Source organism: Pseudomonas taetrolens (assembly GCF_900475285.1).
Lineage (GTDB): Bacteria > Pseudomonadota > Gammaproteobacteria > Pseudomonadales > Pseudomonadaceae > Aquipseudomonas > Aquipseudomonas taetrolens.
This window is the reverse complement of record NZ_LS483370.1, coordinates 4047857-4063873: the sequence shown is the minus strand read 5'-3', so window position 1 is coordinate 4063873 and position 16017 is coordinate 4047857. Positions and strand designations below refer to the sequence as shown.

Annotated in this window: 12 protein-coding genes; 11 read left to right on the top strand and 1 reads right to left on the bottom strand. The window is 56.0% G+C overall.

The window, feature by feature from the left end; genetic code table 11:
* Positions 1-235 precede the first annotated feature (235 nt).
* The 7 genes from grpE (at position 236) to greA (ending at position 10289) form a co-directional block, all read left to right on the top strand.
* Positions 236-802, top strand: coding sequence for a nucleotide exchange factor GrpE (gene grpE / locus DQN55_RS18870; RefSeq protein WP_048383623.1), 567 nt, complete (start codon positions 236-238; stop codon positions 800-802).
* A 102-nt stretch (positions 803-904) separates the two neighbouring features.
* Positions 905-2821: a molecular chaperone DnaK gene (gene dnaK, locus DQN55_RS18865; RefSeq protein WP_048383625.1), complete on the top strand. Its 1917-nt coding sequence runs from the start codon at positions 905-907 to the stop codon at positions 2819-2821.
* Between the two features lie 321 nt (positions 2822-3142).
* The gene (gene dnaJ, locus DQN55_RS18860) at positions 3143-4267 is read left to right on the top strand and encodes a molecular chaperone DnaJ (protein WP_048383627.1); all 1125 of its coding nucleotides are present in this window, start codon (positions 3143-3145) and stop codon (positions 4265-4267) included.
* 10 nt (positions 4268-4277) lie between these two features.
* A complete protein-coding gene (gene dapB, locus DQN55_RS18855) occupies positions 4278-5084 on the top strand; it encodes a 4-hydroxy-tetrahydrodipicolinate reductase (protein ID WP_048383638.1) in 807 nt (268 codons plus the stop codon).
* Positions 5085-5342: 258 nt separating this feature from the next.
* The gene (gene carA / locus DQN55_RS18850) at positions 5343-6479 is read left to right on the top strand and encodes a glutamine-hydrolyzing carbamoyl-phosphate synthase small subunit (RefSeq protein ID WP_048383640.1); all 1137 of its coding nucleotides are present in this window, start codon (positions 5343-5345) and stop codon (positions 6477-6479) included.
* A 115-nt stretch (positions 6480-6594) separates the two neighbouring features.
* Positions 6595-9816 (top strand): carbamoyl-phosphate synthase large subunit, encoded by a 3222-nt coding sequence (gene carB / locus DQN55_RS18845; protein WP_048383642.1) that lies wholly within the window; start codon positions 6595-6597, stop codon positions 9814-9816.
* The gene (greA, locus tag DQN55_RS18840; protein WP_048383653.1) at positions 9813-10289 is read left to right on the top strand and encodes a transcription elongation factor GreA; all 477 of its coding nucleotides are present in this window, start codon (positions 9813-9815) and stop codon (positions 10287-10289) included. The genes carB and greA overlap by 4 nt, the downstream gene beginning before the upstream one ends.
* 285 nt (positions 10290-10574) lie before the next feature.
* Here the strand turns inward: greA and yhbY are convergent, their stop codons facing one another.
* The gene (gene yhbY, locus DQN55_RS18835; RefSeq protein WP_048383662.1) at positions 10575-10883 is read right to left on the bottom strand and encodes a ribosome assembly RNA-binding protein YhbY; all 309 of its coding nucleotides are present in this window, start codon (positions 10881-10883) and stop codon (positions 10575-10577) included.
* Between the two features lie 106 nt (positions 10884-10989).
* Between yhbY and rlmE the strand changes: the two genes are divergently transcribed.
* The 4 genes from rlmE (at position 10990) to glmM (ending at position 15960) form a co-directional block, all read left to right on the top strand.
* Entirely contained in the window at positions 10990-11640 is a 651-nt protein-coding gene (gene rlmE / locus DQN55_RS18830) for a 23S rRNA (uridine(2552)-2'-O)-methyltransferase RlmE (protein WP_048383672.1), read from the top strand.
* A 191-nt stretch (positions 11641-11831) separates the two neighbouring features.
* Positions 11832-13742: an ATP-dependent zinc metalloprotease FtsH gene (gene ftsH / locus DQN55_RS18825; protein ID WP_048383682.1), complete on the top strand. Its 1911-nt coding sequence runs from the start codon at positions 11832-11834 to the stop codon at positions 13740-13742.
* Positions 13743-13750: 8 nt separating this feature from the next.
* The gene (gene folP, locus DQN55_RS18820) at positions 13751-14602 is read left to right on the top strand and encodes a dihydropteroate synthase (RefSeq protein ID WP_048383684.1); all 852 of its coding nucleotides are present in this window, start codon (positions 13751-13753) and stop codon (positions 14600-14602) included.
* A gap of 20 nt (positions 14603-14622) precedes the next feature.
* Positions 14623-15960: a phosphoglucosamine mutase gene (glmM, locus tag DQN55_RS18815; protein WP_048383686.1), complete on the top strand. Its 1338-nt coding sequence runs from the start codon at positions 14623-14625 to the stop codon at positions 15958-15960.
* Positions 15961-16017: the final 57 nt, after the last annotated feature.

Here is a 16017-nt window from a genome sequence, read left to right as displayed (position 1 = left end):
ACGTAATGTCTGGTTATTTATACAGTGTTTTTAATCCTGCTGACAATGGGCTGGCTTAGTTCTATTTGCTTGCGATTTCCTGTTTTTTAAGCCGTTCTGAATTTTCGCGGCGGGAAGAGATGGCTGCAAACTGGCGCCTTCGTGTTTTTGGCTCTTGAACCTGGGAATTGCGACCCCATATACGTTGGCAGAAGCGCGAGTCGAGCTCGCGGACAAAGTTTGAAAGGAGAAATCTATGGCAGACGAACAGACTATGGATACGCAGAACCAAGACGCTAATCAGGCCGCCGACGTTGCAGGTGAAGATCTGGTAGCCCGTGTGCAGGTGCTTGAAGAGCAGCTGGCAGCCGCTAATGATCAGGCTCTTCGCGTAGCTGCCGATCTGCAGAACGTCCGTCGTCGAGCTGAGCAGGATGTTGAAAAGGCACACAAGTTTGCCCTGGAGAAGTTTGCAGGCGATCTGTTGCCGGTCATCGACAGCCTGGAGCGCGGTCTTGAGCTCTCCAATCCGGATGACGAAAACATTCGTCCTATGCGCGAAGGGATCGAACTGACCCTGAAAATGTTCCAGGACACCCTGAAACGCTATCAGATGGAAGCTATCGATCCGCACGGCGAACCCTTCAATGCCGAGCATCATCAAGCCATGGCAATGCAGGAAAGCGCTGACCTGGAGCCAAACAGTGTGCTCAAGGTGTTTCAAAAAGGTTATCAGCTCAATGGTCGCTTGCTGCGCCCGGCTATGGTCGTAGTCAGCAAGGCGCCAGCGCCGGTTTCGCCAACGATTGACGAGCAGGCTTGAAATCGGCCATAAGGCCCCCATTTAGAAGTCAAGCGTTTAAGTGCTACCGCAGGTTAGTCATTACTGCTGCGGCAACAAAATTCAAATTTCGGGAGAGTTAACATGGGCAGAATTATCGGTATTGACCTCGGGACCACCAACTCGTGTGTTTCGGTTCTTGAAAACGGTAAAGCAAAAGTTATCGAAAACGCAGAAGGCGCGCGTACTACGCCGTCGATCATCGCGTACGCCAACGATGGCGAAATTCTGGTTGGCCAGTCGGCCAAGCGTCAGGCTGTGACCAATCCGCATAACACCCTGTACGCGGTGAAGCGTCTGATCGGTCGTCGTTTTGACGAAGAAGTTGTACAGAAAGACATCCAGATGGTGCCTTACAAGATCGCCAAGGCTGACAACGGCGACGCTTGGGTTGAAGTGAACGGCCAGAAAATGGCTCCGCCACAAATCTCGGCTGAAATTCTGAAGAAAATGAAGAAGACCGCCGAAGACTACCTCGGCGAGCCAGTGACTGAAGCGGTGATCACCGTTCCGGCCTACTTCAACGATAGCCAGCGCCAGGCGACCAAAGACGCCGGCCGCATCGCGGGTCTGGACGTAAAACGCATCATCAACGAACCAACCGCGGCCGCTCTGGCTTACGGTATGGACAAAGCGAAAGGCGACCACACTGTCATCGTTTATGACTTGGGTGGCGGTACTTTCGACGTATCGGTCATTGAAATTGCCGAAGTGGATGGCGAGCACCAGTTTGAAGTGCTGGCGACCAACGGTGACACGTTCCTGGGTGGTGAAGACTTTGACATTCGTCTGATCGACTACCTGGTTGACGAGTTCAAGAAAGAAAGCGGCATGAACCTGAAAGGTGACCCGCTGGCAATGCAGCGTCTGAAAGAAGCCGCTGAAAAAGCCAAGATCGAACTGTCTTCGAGTCAGTCGACCGACGTGAACCTGCCGTACATCACTGCAGATGCCACGGGTCCTAAGCACTTGAACGTGAAGATTTCCCGCGCCAAGCTGGAATCGCTGGTTGAAGACCTGGTTCAGCGTACCATCGAGCCTTGCCGTATCGCTCTGAAAGACGCCGGCATCGACGTAGGTGCAATCAACGACGTGATTCTGGTCGGTGGTCAGACTCGTATGCCGCTGGTACAGAAGCTGGTTACCGAGTTCTTCGGCAAGGAAGCACGTAAAGACGTGAACCCTGACGAAGCCGTGGCAATGGGTGCTGCTATCCAAGGCGCGGTATTGGCTGGCGATGTTAAAGACGTTCTGCTGCTGGACGTGAGCCCGCTGACTCTGGGTATCGAAACCATGGGCGGCGTGATGACTGCCCTGATCGAGAAAAACACCACGATTCCTACCAAGAAATCGCAAGTGTTCTCGACTGCTGACGACAACCAGGGCGCTGTGACCATTCACGTGCTGCAGGGTGAGCGTAAGCAGGCTGCTCAGAACAAATCGCTGGGCAAGTTCGATCTGGCTGACATCCCGCCAGCTCCACGTGGCGTGCCTCAGATCGAAGTGACCTTCGATATCGATGCCAACGGCATCCTGCACGTAAGTGCAAAAGACAAGGCGACTGGCAAGTCTCAGTCCATCGTGATCAAGGCTAACTCGGGTCTGTCCGAAGAAGAAATTGCTCAGATGGTTCGTGACGCTGAAGTCAACGCTGAGGAAGACCGCAAGTTCGAAGAGCTGGCAGCTGCGCGTAACCAGGGCGATGCACTGGTTCACTCGACGCGTAAAATGATCGCCGATGCGGGCGATAAAGTGACCGAAGACGAGAAAGTGGCGATCGAAGCTGCAGTGGTTGCTCTTGAAGCGGCCGTTAAAGGCGACGACAAGGCTGCTATCGAAGCCAAGGTTGAAGAGCTGTCCAAGGTGTCTGCTCCAGTTGCACAGAAAATGTACGCTGAGCAAGCGAACCCGGCAGACGCAGCGGCCAAGCCTGCTGATTCGGCTGAAAAGGCTGACGACGTAGTCGACGCCGAGTTCGAAGAAGTAAAAGACAACAAGTAAGACGCTTGTTTGTCGGCCGGTTGACCGTGTTTGAGCGGTGACTGGTAGGATGTCGCCGCGCGGGAGCTTGCTCCCGCGTTGGCGTGTCTGGAGTAGAGGAATTTTTACAGCATGCGACAAGGTCGAATGCTTGCGGTTTGGCCCGGATCTTTTGTTGTGCCCGGCCTGAGATAACCGCGCCTGTCGGCCACTGCATTGGCTGTTTAACAGAAACCAATATCGTTGAAAAAGACGTGAGTCAGGCCTGATTTGTAGTGGGGCTGGCGGGTTTGGCGAGGCTCGGGAGGGTTTTGCCGAACGTCCTTGAGAGTGCAAAGAATTATGGCAAAGCGCGATTATTACGAAATATTGGGTGTCGAACGTAGCTGCACTGAGGTGGAGTTAAAGAAAGCGTATCGTCGTCTGGCAATGAAGCATCATCCGGACCGTAATCCGGATGACAAGGCTTCGGAAGAGCTGTTCAAAGAGGCTAACGAGGCTTACGAGGTTCTGTCGGACTCCAGCAAGCGCTCGACCTACGATCAATATGGCCATGCTGGCGTTGATCCCTCTATGGGTGGCGGCGGTGCCGGTTTTGGCGGGCAGAACTTCTCCGATATTTTCGGCGACGTGTTCAGCGATTTCTTTGGCGGTGGCCGTGGCGGCTCCCGGGGCGGGGCTCAGCGTGGCAGCGATTTGCGCTATACGCTGGACCTGAGTCTGGAAGAGGCTGTTCGGGGTACCACGGTCAATATCCGCGTTCCGACGCTGGTTAATTGCAAGCCGTGCGACGGTTCTGGCGCCAAGAAAGGCTCTTCGCCCGTTACCTGCACAACCTGTGGCGGCATTGGTCAGGTGCGCATGCAGCAGGGATTCTTCTCTGTGCAGCAGGCATGCCCGCGTTGCCATGGGCAGGGCAAAGTCATTTCCGATCCGTGCGACAGCTGCAATGGCGCCGGTCGTGTAGAAGAATACAAGACTCTTTCCGTCAAGGTGCCGGCGGGCGTTGATACGGGCGACCGCATTCGTCTGTCGGGTGAGGGTGAGGCAGGCGTACAAGGCGGGCCGACGGGTGACCTGTACGTAGTGATTGAGGTGCGTGAGCACGATATCTTCCAGCGCGACGGCAAGCACCTGTTCTGTGAAGTGCCTATCAGCTTTGCTGATGCCTCGCTGGGCGCTGAGCTGGAAGTGCCGACCCTGGATGGTCGGGTCAAGCTGAAAGTCCCGGAAGGTACCCAGACCGGCAAGCAGTTCCGTTTGCGTGGCAAGGGTGTCGCGCCGGTGCGTGGCGGTGGTGCGGGCGATTTGATGTGCCGTGTCGTGGTCGAAACGCCAGTGAAACTGAGCCGCCGTCAGCGTGAGCTGATGGAAGAGTTCCGCTCAACCCTGGAGGGCGACAGCTCTCACTCGCCTAACGCCACTGGCTGGTTTGAAGGCGTGAAGCGATTCTTCGGCGATCTGTAAGGAGCAGGGCATGCGACGTATAGCTGTGATGGGCGCTGCAGGGCGCATGGGCAAGGCGTTGGTCGATGCGGTGCAGCAGCGTTCGCCGCTGTGCGGTCTTACGGCGGCCATCGTTCGTCCGGGCAGCTCGCTGATCGGCGCGGATGCCGGTGAGCTGGCTGCAATCGGTCGGGTAGGTGTGCCGTTGTCTGCCAGCCTCGAGGCGGTCGTCGAAGAGTTCGATGTGCTGATCGACTTCACGCTGCCAGAGGTGATGCTGAAAAACCTGGCAATGTGTCGCGCCTCGGGCAAGGCCATGGTGATTGGTACTACGGGCCTGAGTCCGGCCCAAAAGCAGTTGCTGGCCGAGGCGGGCAAGGACATTGCGATCGTGTTTGCGGCCAACTTCAGTGTTGGCGTGAATCTGTCGCTGAAGCTGCTAGACATGGCGGCCCGCGTAATGGGTGATGATGCGGACATCGAGATTATCGAAGCTCACCACCGACACAAGATCGATGCCCCTTCAGGCACGGCGCTGCGCATGGGTGAAGTCATTGCCGATGCGTTGGGGCGTGACCTGCAAAAGGTCGCGGTCTACGGTCGGGAAGGCCATACCGGCGCCCGCGACCGCGAAACGATCGGCTTCGCGACTGTTCGCGGAGGCGATGTGGTCGGGGATCATACGGTTCTGTTTGCTGCAGAGGGTGAGCGTCTTGAAATCACTCACAAGGCATCCAGCCGCATGACCTTTGCCAAGGGCGCTGTTCGAGCTGCGCTTTGGCTGGAAGGGCGTGAGCCTGGTTTGTATGACATGCAAGATGTGCTCGACCTGCGTTGAGTTGTCTCTGTAAAATCGGGCTGTTGCTACCTAGGCAGCCCGTTTTTAACCGCTAAGCGATGTTCTGTCGCATTCCTCTGCCTTTTAGGCTCTTTAGCGGTAGACCAAAAAAGCCTTTTTCTGTAAGCTACAGCTTTAGTGTGTCCACTAAAAGCGCGCAGATAATTCGATGAAGAAGCGGGGTGACGTGTCCATACGTCACTCCGCTTTTTTACAACCTGCGATCGCCCTTTCAGGCTTTATTTACGGGAGGTCTTCTTGACTAAGCAAGCCATACTCGCCCTTGCTGATGGCAGCATTTTTCGCGGCGAAGCCATTGGGGCCGACGGTCAGACCGTTGGTGAGGTGGTGTTTAACACCGCAATGACCGGCTACCAGGAAATCCTTACCGATCCTTCCTATGCTCAGCAAATCGTTACCCTGACTTACCCGCATGTTGGCAATACTGGCACTACGCCGGAAGATGCCGAGTCTGATCGTGTCTGGTCCGCAGGTTTGGTTATTCGTGATCTGCCGCTGGTTGCCAGCAACTGGCGCAACACGATGTCGCTGTCGGATTACCTGAAAGCCAACAATGTCGTCGCGATCGCAGGCATTGATACGCGCCGCCTGACCCGCATCCTGCGTGAAAAGGGTGCGCAGAATGGCTGCATCATGGCCGGTGACAACATCTCCGACGAGGCCGCCGTCGCGGCAGCACGTGGCTTCCCGGGCCTGAAAGGCATGGATCTGGCCAAAGTGGTCAGCACCGAGAAAGCCTATGAGTGGCGCTCCAGTGTCTGGAACCTGGCCACTGACAGCCATCCGACGATCGAAGCGTCTGAACTTCCGTACCATGTCGTTGCTTACGACTACGGCGTGAAGTGGAACATCCTGCGCATGCTGGTTGAGCGTGGCTGCCGCGTGACCGTTGTGCCGGCACAAACCCCGGCCAGCGATGTGCTGGCACTCAATCCGGATGGCGTGTTCCTGTCTAACGGTCCTGGCGATCCGGAGCCTTGTGACTATGCAATTACCGCCATTCAGGAAGTGCTCAAAACCGAGATCCCTGTGTTCGGTATCTGCCTGGGTCACCAGTTGCTGGCTCTGGCCTCCGGCGCCAAGACCGTAAAAATGGGTCATGGTCACCACGGTGCCAACCACCCGGTTCAGGATCTGGATACGGGTGTGGTCATGATCACCAGCCAGAACCACGGTTTTGCGGTTGATGAAGCGACCTTGCCTGCCAATGTGCGTGCGATCCACAAGTCGTTGTTCGACGGTACCCTGCAAGGTATCGAACTGACCGACAAGAGTGCTTTCAGCTTCCAGGGTCACCCTGAAGCCAGCCCGGGCCCGAACGACGTTGCACCGCTGTTCGATCGTTTCATCAATGAGATGGCCAAGCGCCGCTGATCACGTCCTTGTTGTAGCGAAGCCCTGAGGTGGCCCCGGAATCCGGTGGCCCCCTGGGTTTCAGGAACCTGATCGACGGCTTGCCGACTGACCTGCGGATTTGAGTGACAAACCCATGCCAAAACGTACAGACATTAAAAGCATCCTGATTCTCGGCGCTGGCCCGATTGTGATCGGCCAAGCGTGCGAATTCGACTACTCCGGCGCCCAGGCCTGCAAGGCTCTGCGCGAGGAGGGTTACCGCGTCATCCTGGTTAACTCCAACCCGGCCACCATCATGACCGACCCGGACATGGCTGACGCGACCTACATCGAGCCGATCAAGTGGCAAACCGTTGCCAAGATCATCGAAAAAGAGCGTCCGGACGCGCTGTTGCCAACCATGGGCGGCCAGACTGCGCTGAACTGCGCCCTGGATCTGGAGCGCGAAGGCGTTCTGGAGAAGTTCGGTGTGGAAATGATCGGTGCCAATGCCGACACCATCGACAAGGCTGAAGACCGTTCGCGTTTCGACAAGGCCATGAAGTCCATCGGTCTTGACTGCCCGCGTTCCGGCATCGCCCACAGCATGGAAGAGGCCAATGCGGTCCTCGAAAAGCTGGGCTTTCCGTGCATCATTCGTCCGTCGTTCACCATGGGCGGCACGGGTGGCGGTATTGCTTACAACCGCGAAGAGTTCGAAGAGATCTGCTCGCGTGGTCTGGATCTGTCGCCAACCAAAGAGCTGCTGATCGATGAATCGCTGATCGGCTGGAAAGAGTACGAAATGGAGGTTGTCCGCGATAAGAAGGACAACTGCATCATCGTTTGCTCGATCGAAAACTTTGATCCGATGGGCGTGCACACCGGTGACTCGATTACCGTTGCTCCGGCACAAACCCTGACGGATAAGGAATACCAGATCATGCGTAACGCCTCGTTGGCGGTACTGCGTGAAATTGGCGTCGAAACCGGCGGCTCCAACGTTCAGTTCGGCATCTGCCCGGATACTGGCCGTATGGTCGTCATCGAGATGAACCCGCGCGTTTCCCGCTCTTCGGCGCTGGCCTCGAAAGCCACTGGCTTCCCGATTGCACGTATCGCGGCAAAACTGGCGATTGGCTACACCCTCGACGAATTGCAAAACGAAATCACCGGTGGTGCTACTCCGGCGTCCTTCGAACCGTCGATTGACTACGTTGTGACCAAGCTGCCTCGCTTTGCTTTCGAGAAGTTCGCCAAGGCGGATGCGCGCTTGACCACGCAGATGAAATCCGTGGGTGAAGTCATGGCCATTGGCCGGACTTTCCAGGAATCCCTGCAAAAAGCCCTGCGCGGTCTCGAAGTGGGCGTCAGCGGTCTTGATCCAAAGCTCGACCTGAGCAACCCGGAAAGCATGGCCGTGCTCAAGCGCGAGCTGACCGTGCCGGGTGCCGAGCGCATCTGGTATGTGGCTGACGCGTTCCGCGCAGGCATGACCGTTGAAGATATCTTCGGCATGAACATGATCGATCCATGGTTCCTGGTACAGATCGAAGATCTGATCAAGGATGAAGAGAAGATCAAGACCCAGACCCTGACTTCGATTGATCGCGACGCCATGTATCGCCTAAAGCGCAAGGGTTTCTCCGATGCGCGTCTGGCCGTGCTGCTGGGTGTGAGCGAGAAGAACCTGCGCCGTCATCGTCACAAGCTTGAAGTGTTCCCGGTCTACAAGCGCGTTGATACCTGCGCGGCCGAGTTTGCCACTGACACTGCTTACATGTACTCGACCTATGAGGAAGAGTGCGAAGCCAATCCTTCGGACCGTGACAAGATCATGATCCTGGGCGGTGGCCCGAACCGTATCGGCCAAGGTATCGAGTTCGACTATTGCTGCGTTCACGCCGCTCTGGCGCTGCGTGCCGATGGTTACGAGACCATCATGGTCAACTGCAACCCGGAAACGGTTTCCACCGACTACGACACCTCGGATCGCTTGTACTTTGAATCCGTAACACTGGAAGACGTACTCGAAATCGTTCGTGTCGAGAAGCCAAAAGGCGTGATCGTCCAGTACGGCGGCCAAACCCCGCTGAAACTGGCGCGTGCCCTGGAAGAAGCTGGCGTACCGATCATCGGTACCAGCCCGGATGCCATCGACCGAGCAGAAGACCGTGAGCGCTTCCAGCACATGGTTGAGCGTTTGAACCTGCGTCAGCCGCCAAACGCTACTGTGCGCAGCGAAGACGAAGCCATTCGTGCTGCGGGCAAGATCGGTTACCCGCTTGTAGTTCGTCCTTCCTACGTGTTGGGCGGTCGGGCGATGGAAATCGTCTACGAAGAAGAAGAGCTGAAGCGCTATCTGCGTGACGCAGTGAAAGTCTCCAACGACAGCCCGGTGCTGCTGGATCACTTCCTGAACTGCGCAATCGAGATGGACGTTGATGCTGTCTGCGACGGTACTGACGTAGTGATCGGCGCGATCATGCAGCATATCGAACAAGCCGGTGTTCACTCCGGTGACTCTGCGTGCTCGCTGCCTCCTTACTCGTTGCCGCTGCACATCCAGGACGAGATGCGTGAGCAGGTCAAGAAAATGGCACTGGAGTTGGGCGTAGTAGGCCTGATGAACGTGCAACTGGCCCTGCAAGGCGAAGATATCTACGTGATCGAAGTGAACCCGCGTGCCTCGCGTACCGTTCCTTTCGTATCCAAGTGCATTGGCGTTTCCCTGGCGATGATCGCTGCGCGCGTCATGGCAGGTAAAACGCTGAAGGAAATTGGTTTCACCAAAGAAATCATTCCTAACTTCTACAGCGTAAAAGAAGCTGTTTTCCCGTTCGCCAAGTTCCCGGGCGTTGACCCGATCCTCGGCCCGGAAATGAAGTCGACCGGTGAAGTGATGGGCGTGGGTGACACGTTCGGTGAGGCATTCGCTAAAGCCCAGATGGGTGCCAGCGAAGTGCTGCCAACTGGTGGTACCGCGTTCATCAGTGTGCGCGATGATGATAAACCGTTGGTGGCGGGTGTTGCCCGTGACCTGATCAGCCTGGGCTTTGAAATTGTTTCGACGGCTGGAACTGCCAAGTTCATCGAAGCTGCCGGCCTGAAAGTGCGCCGTGTGAACAAAGTGACCGAAGGTCGCCCTCACGTTGTCGACATGATCAAGAATGACGAAGTCACCCTGATCATCAACACGACCGAAGGCCGTCAGTCGATTGCTGACTCTTACTCCATTCGCCGCAACGCCCTGCAGCACAAGATTTACTGCACCACGACCATTGCTGCTGGCGAAGCGATCTGCGAAGCGCTTAAATTCGGTCCTGAAAAAACCGTACGTCGCTTGCAGGATCTACACGCAGGATTGAAGGCATGATCAAATACCCAATGACGGTCCGGGGCGCGAAGGCCCTGGAAGAAGAGCACGCACACCTGACCAAGGTTGTCCGTCCCAAGCTGAGCCAGGATATCGGTACTGCGCGTGAGCTGGGCGACCTGAAGGAAAACGCTGAATACCATGCTGCCCGCGAGCAGCAAGGTATGGTTGAGGCGCGTATCCGTGACATCGAAGGCCGTATGCAGAATGCGGTGATTATTGATGTGACGACTATCCCTCATACCGGCAAGGTGATTTTCGGTACTACGGTTGAGATCGCCAACGTCGAGACAGACGAAAGCGTGACCTATCAGATCGTGGGAGAAGATGAGGCTGACTTCAAACTCGGAAAAATCTCCGTAGGTTCGCCGCTTGCTCGCGCCTTGATAGCCAAGGAAGAGGGTGATGTGGTCGCGGTGAAAACGCCGGGTGGCGTCATTGAGTACGAGATCGTTGAAGTACGCCACATCTGACTCAGGGTGCCCGCTTCGTGCGGGCACACTGCTTCAAGGCTGACCCGGAAGTGCCGGGTTGGCTGATGATGGCCACAGAATTGTTTCCGGTGCTGGCCCGAACAGGGCTGGCATCGTTGTTGTACGAGAGGTGTGCAGTAAGCTGCGCGTGGATTTGTTGGTTGCGGGATGTAGGCGTTGGGCGTCTCTGGCTGCCTGATGCGTTGCGCGGGCAGTTATTGCTTGTTACGTGTTTCAGGCAAGAGTGTCAGGGCGCGCCAGGCACGCCCTTGACCCTTGTCGGCATCACTTGAAACGATGGATGTTCGACAGTTGCTTGTTAACGTTGACGTTCTTGCGGTACAGAAGCGCCATTTTACCGATAACCTGTACCAATTCCGCTTTGCCGGTCTTGCACATTTCTGCAACGGCCTCCAGGCGGGATTCGCGATCCAGGATGTTGACTTTGATTTTAATCAGCTCGTGATCGCCCAATGCGCGTTCGAGTTCGGTTAAAACACCCTCAGTCAAACCATTATCAGCCACAGTCAATACTGGTTTCAGATGGTGGCCAATGGATTTGTACTGTTTCTTCTGCTCTTGAGTGAGCGGCATAATCTGACCCCTGTGTCTGATCTTGTAAAAAGCGGCGGCCAGTTTACCCGAGCGAGTCCGGGACCGCCCAGTTAATCACGACCCGTTTATTTTTTTGAGGTGGCCCGTGGCCCGTTCCAAGACTAGCCTTAACTGGCTTAAAGAGCATTTCAACGACCCATACGTCAAAATGGCGCAAAAAGATGGGTATCGTTCGCGTGCCAGCTACAAACTGCTGGAGATTCAAGAGCGGGATCGTTTGATTCGTCCCGGCATGACCGTTATTGACCTCGGGGCTGCCCCGGGTGGCTGGTCGCAGGTGACCAGCCGTCTGATCGGCGGCCAGGGGCGTCTCATCGCTTCCGATATTCTGGATATGGACAGCATCCCGGATGTGACCTTTATCAAGGGTGACTTTACCGAGGATGCGGTGCTGGCGCAGATCCTTGAAGCCGTCGGAAATACGCAAGTAGACCTTGTGATTTCAGATATGGCCCCCAATATGAGTGGGTTGGCAGCTGTAGACATGCCTCGGGCGATGTTTCTCTGCGAACTGGCACTGGATCTGGCCGGACGAGTCTTACGTCCAGGTGGTGATTTTCTGATTAAGGTTTTCCAGGGCGAAGGCTTCGATCAGTACCACAAAGACATTCGCAAGCTGTTCGATAAAGTGCAGATGCGTAAGCCGTTGTCTTCGCGAGACAGGTCCCGCGAGCAGTATTTGCTGGGGCGTGGCTTCCGAGGCATCGAAGGTTCAGCCAGTGATGAGCGTCTCTGACCAGGGCGATAGTTTTTTTTGTATCGCTTTACAGATCTGGCATAACGAATATTGTGTAGTCAAAGTTTCACAAAGGGTTACAGACGGAGCCTGCAAGAGCTGTAGGCAATGTAGTAAGTTATGCCGGTGAATATCATGCGAAGCACGCTTCAGTAGCGGGGCTTGCTTCAGAGGGTAGCTAATTGAACGATATGGCAAAGAATCTGATCCTGTGGTTGATCATCGCCGCTGTCCTGGTGACAGTGATGAACAACTTCTCCAGTCCAAACGAGCCACAAACCCTCAACTATTCCGACTTCATCCAGCAAGTTAAGGATGGCAAGGTCGAACGCGTTGCCGTGGATGGCTACGTGATTACCGGCAAACGCAGCGATGGCGATACCTTCAAGACCATTCGTCCGGCCATTCAGGACAACGGTTTGATTGGTGATCTGGTTGATAACCATGTGACCGTTGAAGGCAAATTGCCTGAGCAGCAAAGCATATGGACTCAACTGCTGGTTGCGAGCTTCCCGATTCTGGTGATTATCGCGGTCTTCATGTTCTTCATGCGTCAAATGCAGGGCGGAGCCGGCGGTAAAGGCGGCCCGATGAGCTTTGGCAAGAGCAAGGCGCGTCTTTTGTCCGAAGATCAGGTCAAGACGACCCTGGCTGATGTAGCCGGGTGCGATGAGGCCAAGGAAGAAGTCGGTGAGCTGGTTGAGTTCCTTCGTGATCCTGGCAAGTTCCAGCGCCTGGGCGGCCGGATTCCTCGCGGTGTGCTGATGGTTGGCCCTCCAGGTACGGGTAAAACCCTGATCGCCAAGGCGATTGCCGGCGAAGCCAAGGTACCGTTCTTCACGATCTCCGGTTCCGACTTTGTTGAAATGTTTGTCGGTGTCGGGGCGAGCCGTGTTCGTGACATGTTCGAACAGGCCAAGAAACACGCGCCTTGCATCATTTTCATCGATGAAATCGATGCTGTTGGTCGTCACCGTGGTGCCGGTATGGGCGGCGGTCATGATGAGCGTGAGCAAACGCTCAACCAGTTGCTGGTTGAGATGGATGGCTTTGAAATGAACGATGGCATCATCGTGATTGCTGCCACCAACCGTCCGGATGTACTCGACCCGGCGTTGCTGCGTCCAGGCCGTTTTGACCGCCAGGTTGTGGTTGGCTTGCCGGACATTCGTGGTCGCGAGCAGATCCTCAAGGTGCACATGCGCAAAGTGCCGATGGGTGACGACGTTCAGCCCGCTGTGATTGCTCGTGGTACTCCAGGCTTTTCGGGTGCGGATCTGGCTAACCTGGTCAACGAAGCTTCCTTGTTCGCCGCGCGCACCGGTAAGCGTGTTGTTGAAATGAAGGAATTCGAGCTGGCCAAAGACAAGATCATGATGGGTGCCGAGCGCAAATCGATGGTCATGTCGGATAAAGAGAAGCGCAACACGGCTTACCATGAGGCGGGTCACGCCATTGTGGGGCGCGTAGTGCCGGAACATGATCCGGTGTACAAAGTCTCTATCATTCCTCGCGGTCGAGCATTGGGTGTGACCATGTTCCTACCCGAAGAAGACCGTTACAGCTTGTCCAAGCGTGCACTGATCAGTCAGATCTGTTCGCTTTATGGTGGTCGTATTGCCGAAGAGATGACGCTGGGCTTTGATGGCGTTACCACTGGCGCGTCCAATGACATCATGCGTGCAAGTCAAATTGCGCGGAACATGGTCACCAAGTGGGGGTTGTCCGAGAAACTTGGCCCGCTTATGTACGCCGAAGATGATGAGTCCTATCTGGGGCGTGGTGGCGGCGGTCAGGGTGCAAGCGTTTCAGGCGAGACAGCCAAGCTGATCGACTCTGAAGTGCGCAGCATCATTGATCAGTGCTACGGCACGGCGAAGCAGATCCTGACCGACAATCGTGACAAGCTTGAGGCCATGGCTGACGCGTTGATGAAGTACGAAACGATCGATGCTGATCAGATCGATGACATCATGTCCGGTCGTCCGCCTCGCGAGCCTCGTGATTGGGAAGATGGCGGCTCGGGTAAACCGACAGCGCCAACGCTGGATAAGCCCGAACGTCCGGAAGCTCCTATCGGCGGCCCTGCTGCTGATCACTAAGGCTTGAAATGACCTCTGTTCACTCCTCTACCCGGTTGCCTTGCGGCAACCGGGTTCTTGATTTGGCCCATACGCATGTTATGGGTATTCTCAATGTAACCCCTGACTCCTTCTCTGATGGCGGACGTTTTGCTCCGCTGGATGCGGCTTTACGGCATGCCGAATCGATGGTTCTGGCCGGTGCGACCCTGGTTGATGTTGGCGGTGAGTCAACGCGTCCAGGGGCACCTGTGGTTTCACCGCAGGAGGAGCTCGATCGGGTTGCTCCTGTTGTTGAGCGCATCAGCCGTGAACTGGATGTCATTATTTCGGTCGATACCTCCGCGCCAACCGTCATGACTGAGGTTGCGCGCCTGGGTGCCGGGCTTATTAATGATGTGCGCTCGCTGCGCCGTGAAGGTGCTTTGCAGGCGGCTGCAGCCACGGGATTGCCAGTGTGTCTGATGCATATGCTCGGTGAGCCCGGCGATATGCAGAACAATCCGCATTACGAAGACCTGGTCGGTGAGGTATCGACGTTCCTGGCGGATCACATGGCTCGCTGTGTGGCTGCGGGAATTGCCCCTGAGCGTATAGTGCTCGACCCGGGATTCGGTTTTGCCAAGACATTGCAGCACAACCTCAGCCTGTTCAAACACATGGATGCCCTGTTTTTATTGGGGCGGCCATTGCTGGTGGGAGTGTCACGTAAAAGCATGATCGGTCAGACCTTGGGTCGGCCTGTGGATGAGCGGCTGTTTGGCAGCCTGGCTCTTGCAGCGCTGGCCATGACCAAAGGCGCGCGAATCCTGCGCGTGCATGATGTTGCTGAAACAGTTGATGTGGTACGGATGATCGCAGCGGTAGAGTCCGCCGACTAAGTAAGAATGATGGAGCGCTTATGACAAAGAAATATTTTGGCACCGACGGTATTCGTGGCCGGGTCGGCGTTTATCCGATTACCCCTGACTTTATGCTCAAGTTGGGTTGGGCAGCGGGTATGGCGTTTCGCAGCAAGGGTGCCTGCCGGATTCTGGTAGGCAAGGACACTCGCATCTCGGGTTATATGTTTGAGTCGGCCCTGGAGGCCGGCTTGTCGGCGGCAGGCGCAGATGTGCTGTTGTTGGGGCCAATGCCCACGCCGGCGATTGCCTACCTCACGCGCACCTTTCATGCGGAAGCAGGCATCGTAATCAGTGCTTCGCACAATCCCCATGACGATAACGGTATCAAGTTCTTCTCGGGAGACGGCACCAAGCTGCCTGATGATGTTGAGCTGATGATCGAGGAGTTGCTCGACGCGCCCATGACGGTTGTCGATTCTGACAAGCTCGGCAAAGTGTCGCGTATCAATGACGCGTCGGGTCGCTACATCGAGTTCTGTAAAAGCAGCGTGCCAAGCAGCACCAAGTTCAGCGGTCTCAAAATTGTTGTCGACTGTGCGCATGGTGCTACCTACAAGGTGGCTCCGAGCGTATTCAGAGAGTTGGGCGCACAGGTCACTGTGTTGTCGGCACAGCCCAACGGCTTGAACATCAATGACAATTGCGGCTCGACCCATATGGGGCAATTGCAGGCTGCTGTCCTGGCTGAGCAGGCTGATCTGGGTATCGCTTTCGATGGTGATGGCGATCGCGTGCTCATGGTCGACCACACGGGCGCCATTGTTGATGGTGACGACCTGCTGTTCATCATTGCGCGGGATATGCATGAGCGTGGCAAATTGCAGGGTGGTGTCGTCGGTACGCTGATGAGCAATCTCGGGCTTGAATTGGCTCTGGCCGACCTTGGCATTCCATTTGTGCGGGCCAATGTCGGCGATCGTTATGTCATTGCCGAGTTGCAAGAGCGCGACTGGCAGGTAGGAGGTGAGAACTCCGGGCATATCGTCTGCTTCCAGCACACCACGACCGGCGATGCGATTATCGCTGCGCTGCAAGTGCTACTGTCGTTGGGCCGTCGCGATGAAAGCCTCGCTCAAGCACGTCAGGCATTGGGCAAGTGCCCACAGGTCCTGTTGAATGTTCGCTTTGCAGGCGGGGTTAATCCCGTTGAGCACCCTGTGGTCAAAGAGGCGTGTGCACGAGTGACTGAGGCGATGCAGGGGCGTGGTCGCGTACTGTTGCGCAAGTCGGGTACCGAACCTTTGGTGCGCGTCATGGTGGAAGGTGACGACGAAAACATGGTTCGTGGCTATGCAGAAGAGCTGGCGAAGCTAGTAAGTGAAGTTTGCGCCTGAATTCGGCTTGCAAGCGCGGATTTGGTTGGGTAACATCTGCGCCCACTTTGACCGACG

Coding starts and splice junctions, on each gene's coding strand:
- grpE (WP_048383623.1), top strand. CDS start 236: ATGGCAGACGAACAGACTATGGATACGCAGAACCAAGACGCTAATCAG.
- dnaK (WP_048383625.1), top strand. CDS start 905: ATGGGCAGAATTATCGGTATTGACCTCGGGACCACCAACTCGTGTGTT.
- dnaJ (WP_048383627.1), top strand. CDS start 3,143: ATGGCAAAGCGCGATTATTACGAAATATTGGGTGTCGAACGTAGCTGC.
- dapB (WP_048383638.1), top strand. CDS start 4,278: ATGCGACGTATAGCTGTGATGGGCGCTGCAGGGCGCATGGGCAAGGCG.
- carB (WP_048383642.1), top strand. CDS start 6,595: ATGCCAAAACGTACAGACATTAAAAGCATCCTGATTCTCGGCGCTGGC.
- greA (WP_048383653.1), top strand. CDS start 9,813: ATGATCAAATACCCAATGACGGTCCGGGGCGCGAAGGCCCTGGAAGAA.
- yhbY (WP_048383662.1), bottom strand. CDS start 10,883: ATGCCGCTCACTCAAGAGCAGAAGAAACAGTACAAATCCATTGGCCAC.
- ftsH (WP_048383682.1), top strand. CDS start 11,832: ATGGCAAAGAATCTGATCCTGTGGTTGATCATCGCCGCTGTCCTGGTG.
- folP (WP_048383684.1), top strand. CDS start 13,751: ATGACCTCTGTTCACTCCTCTACCCGGTTGCCTTGCGGCAACCGGGTT.
- glmM (WP_048383686.1), top strand. CDS start 14,623: ATGACAAAGAAATATTTTGGCACCGACGGTATTCGTGGCCGGGTCGGC.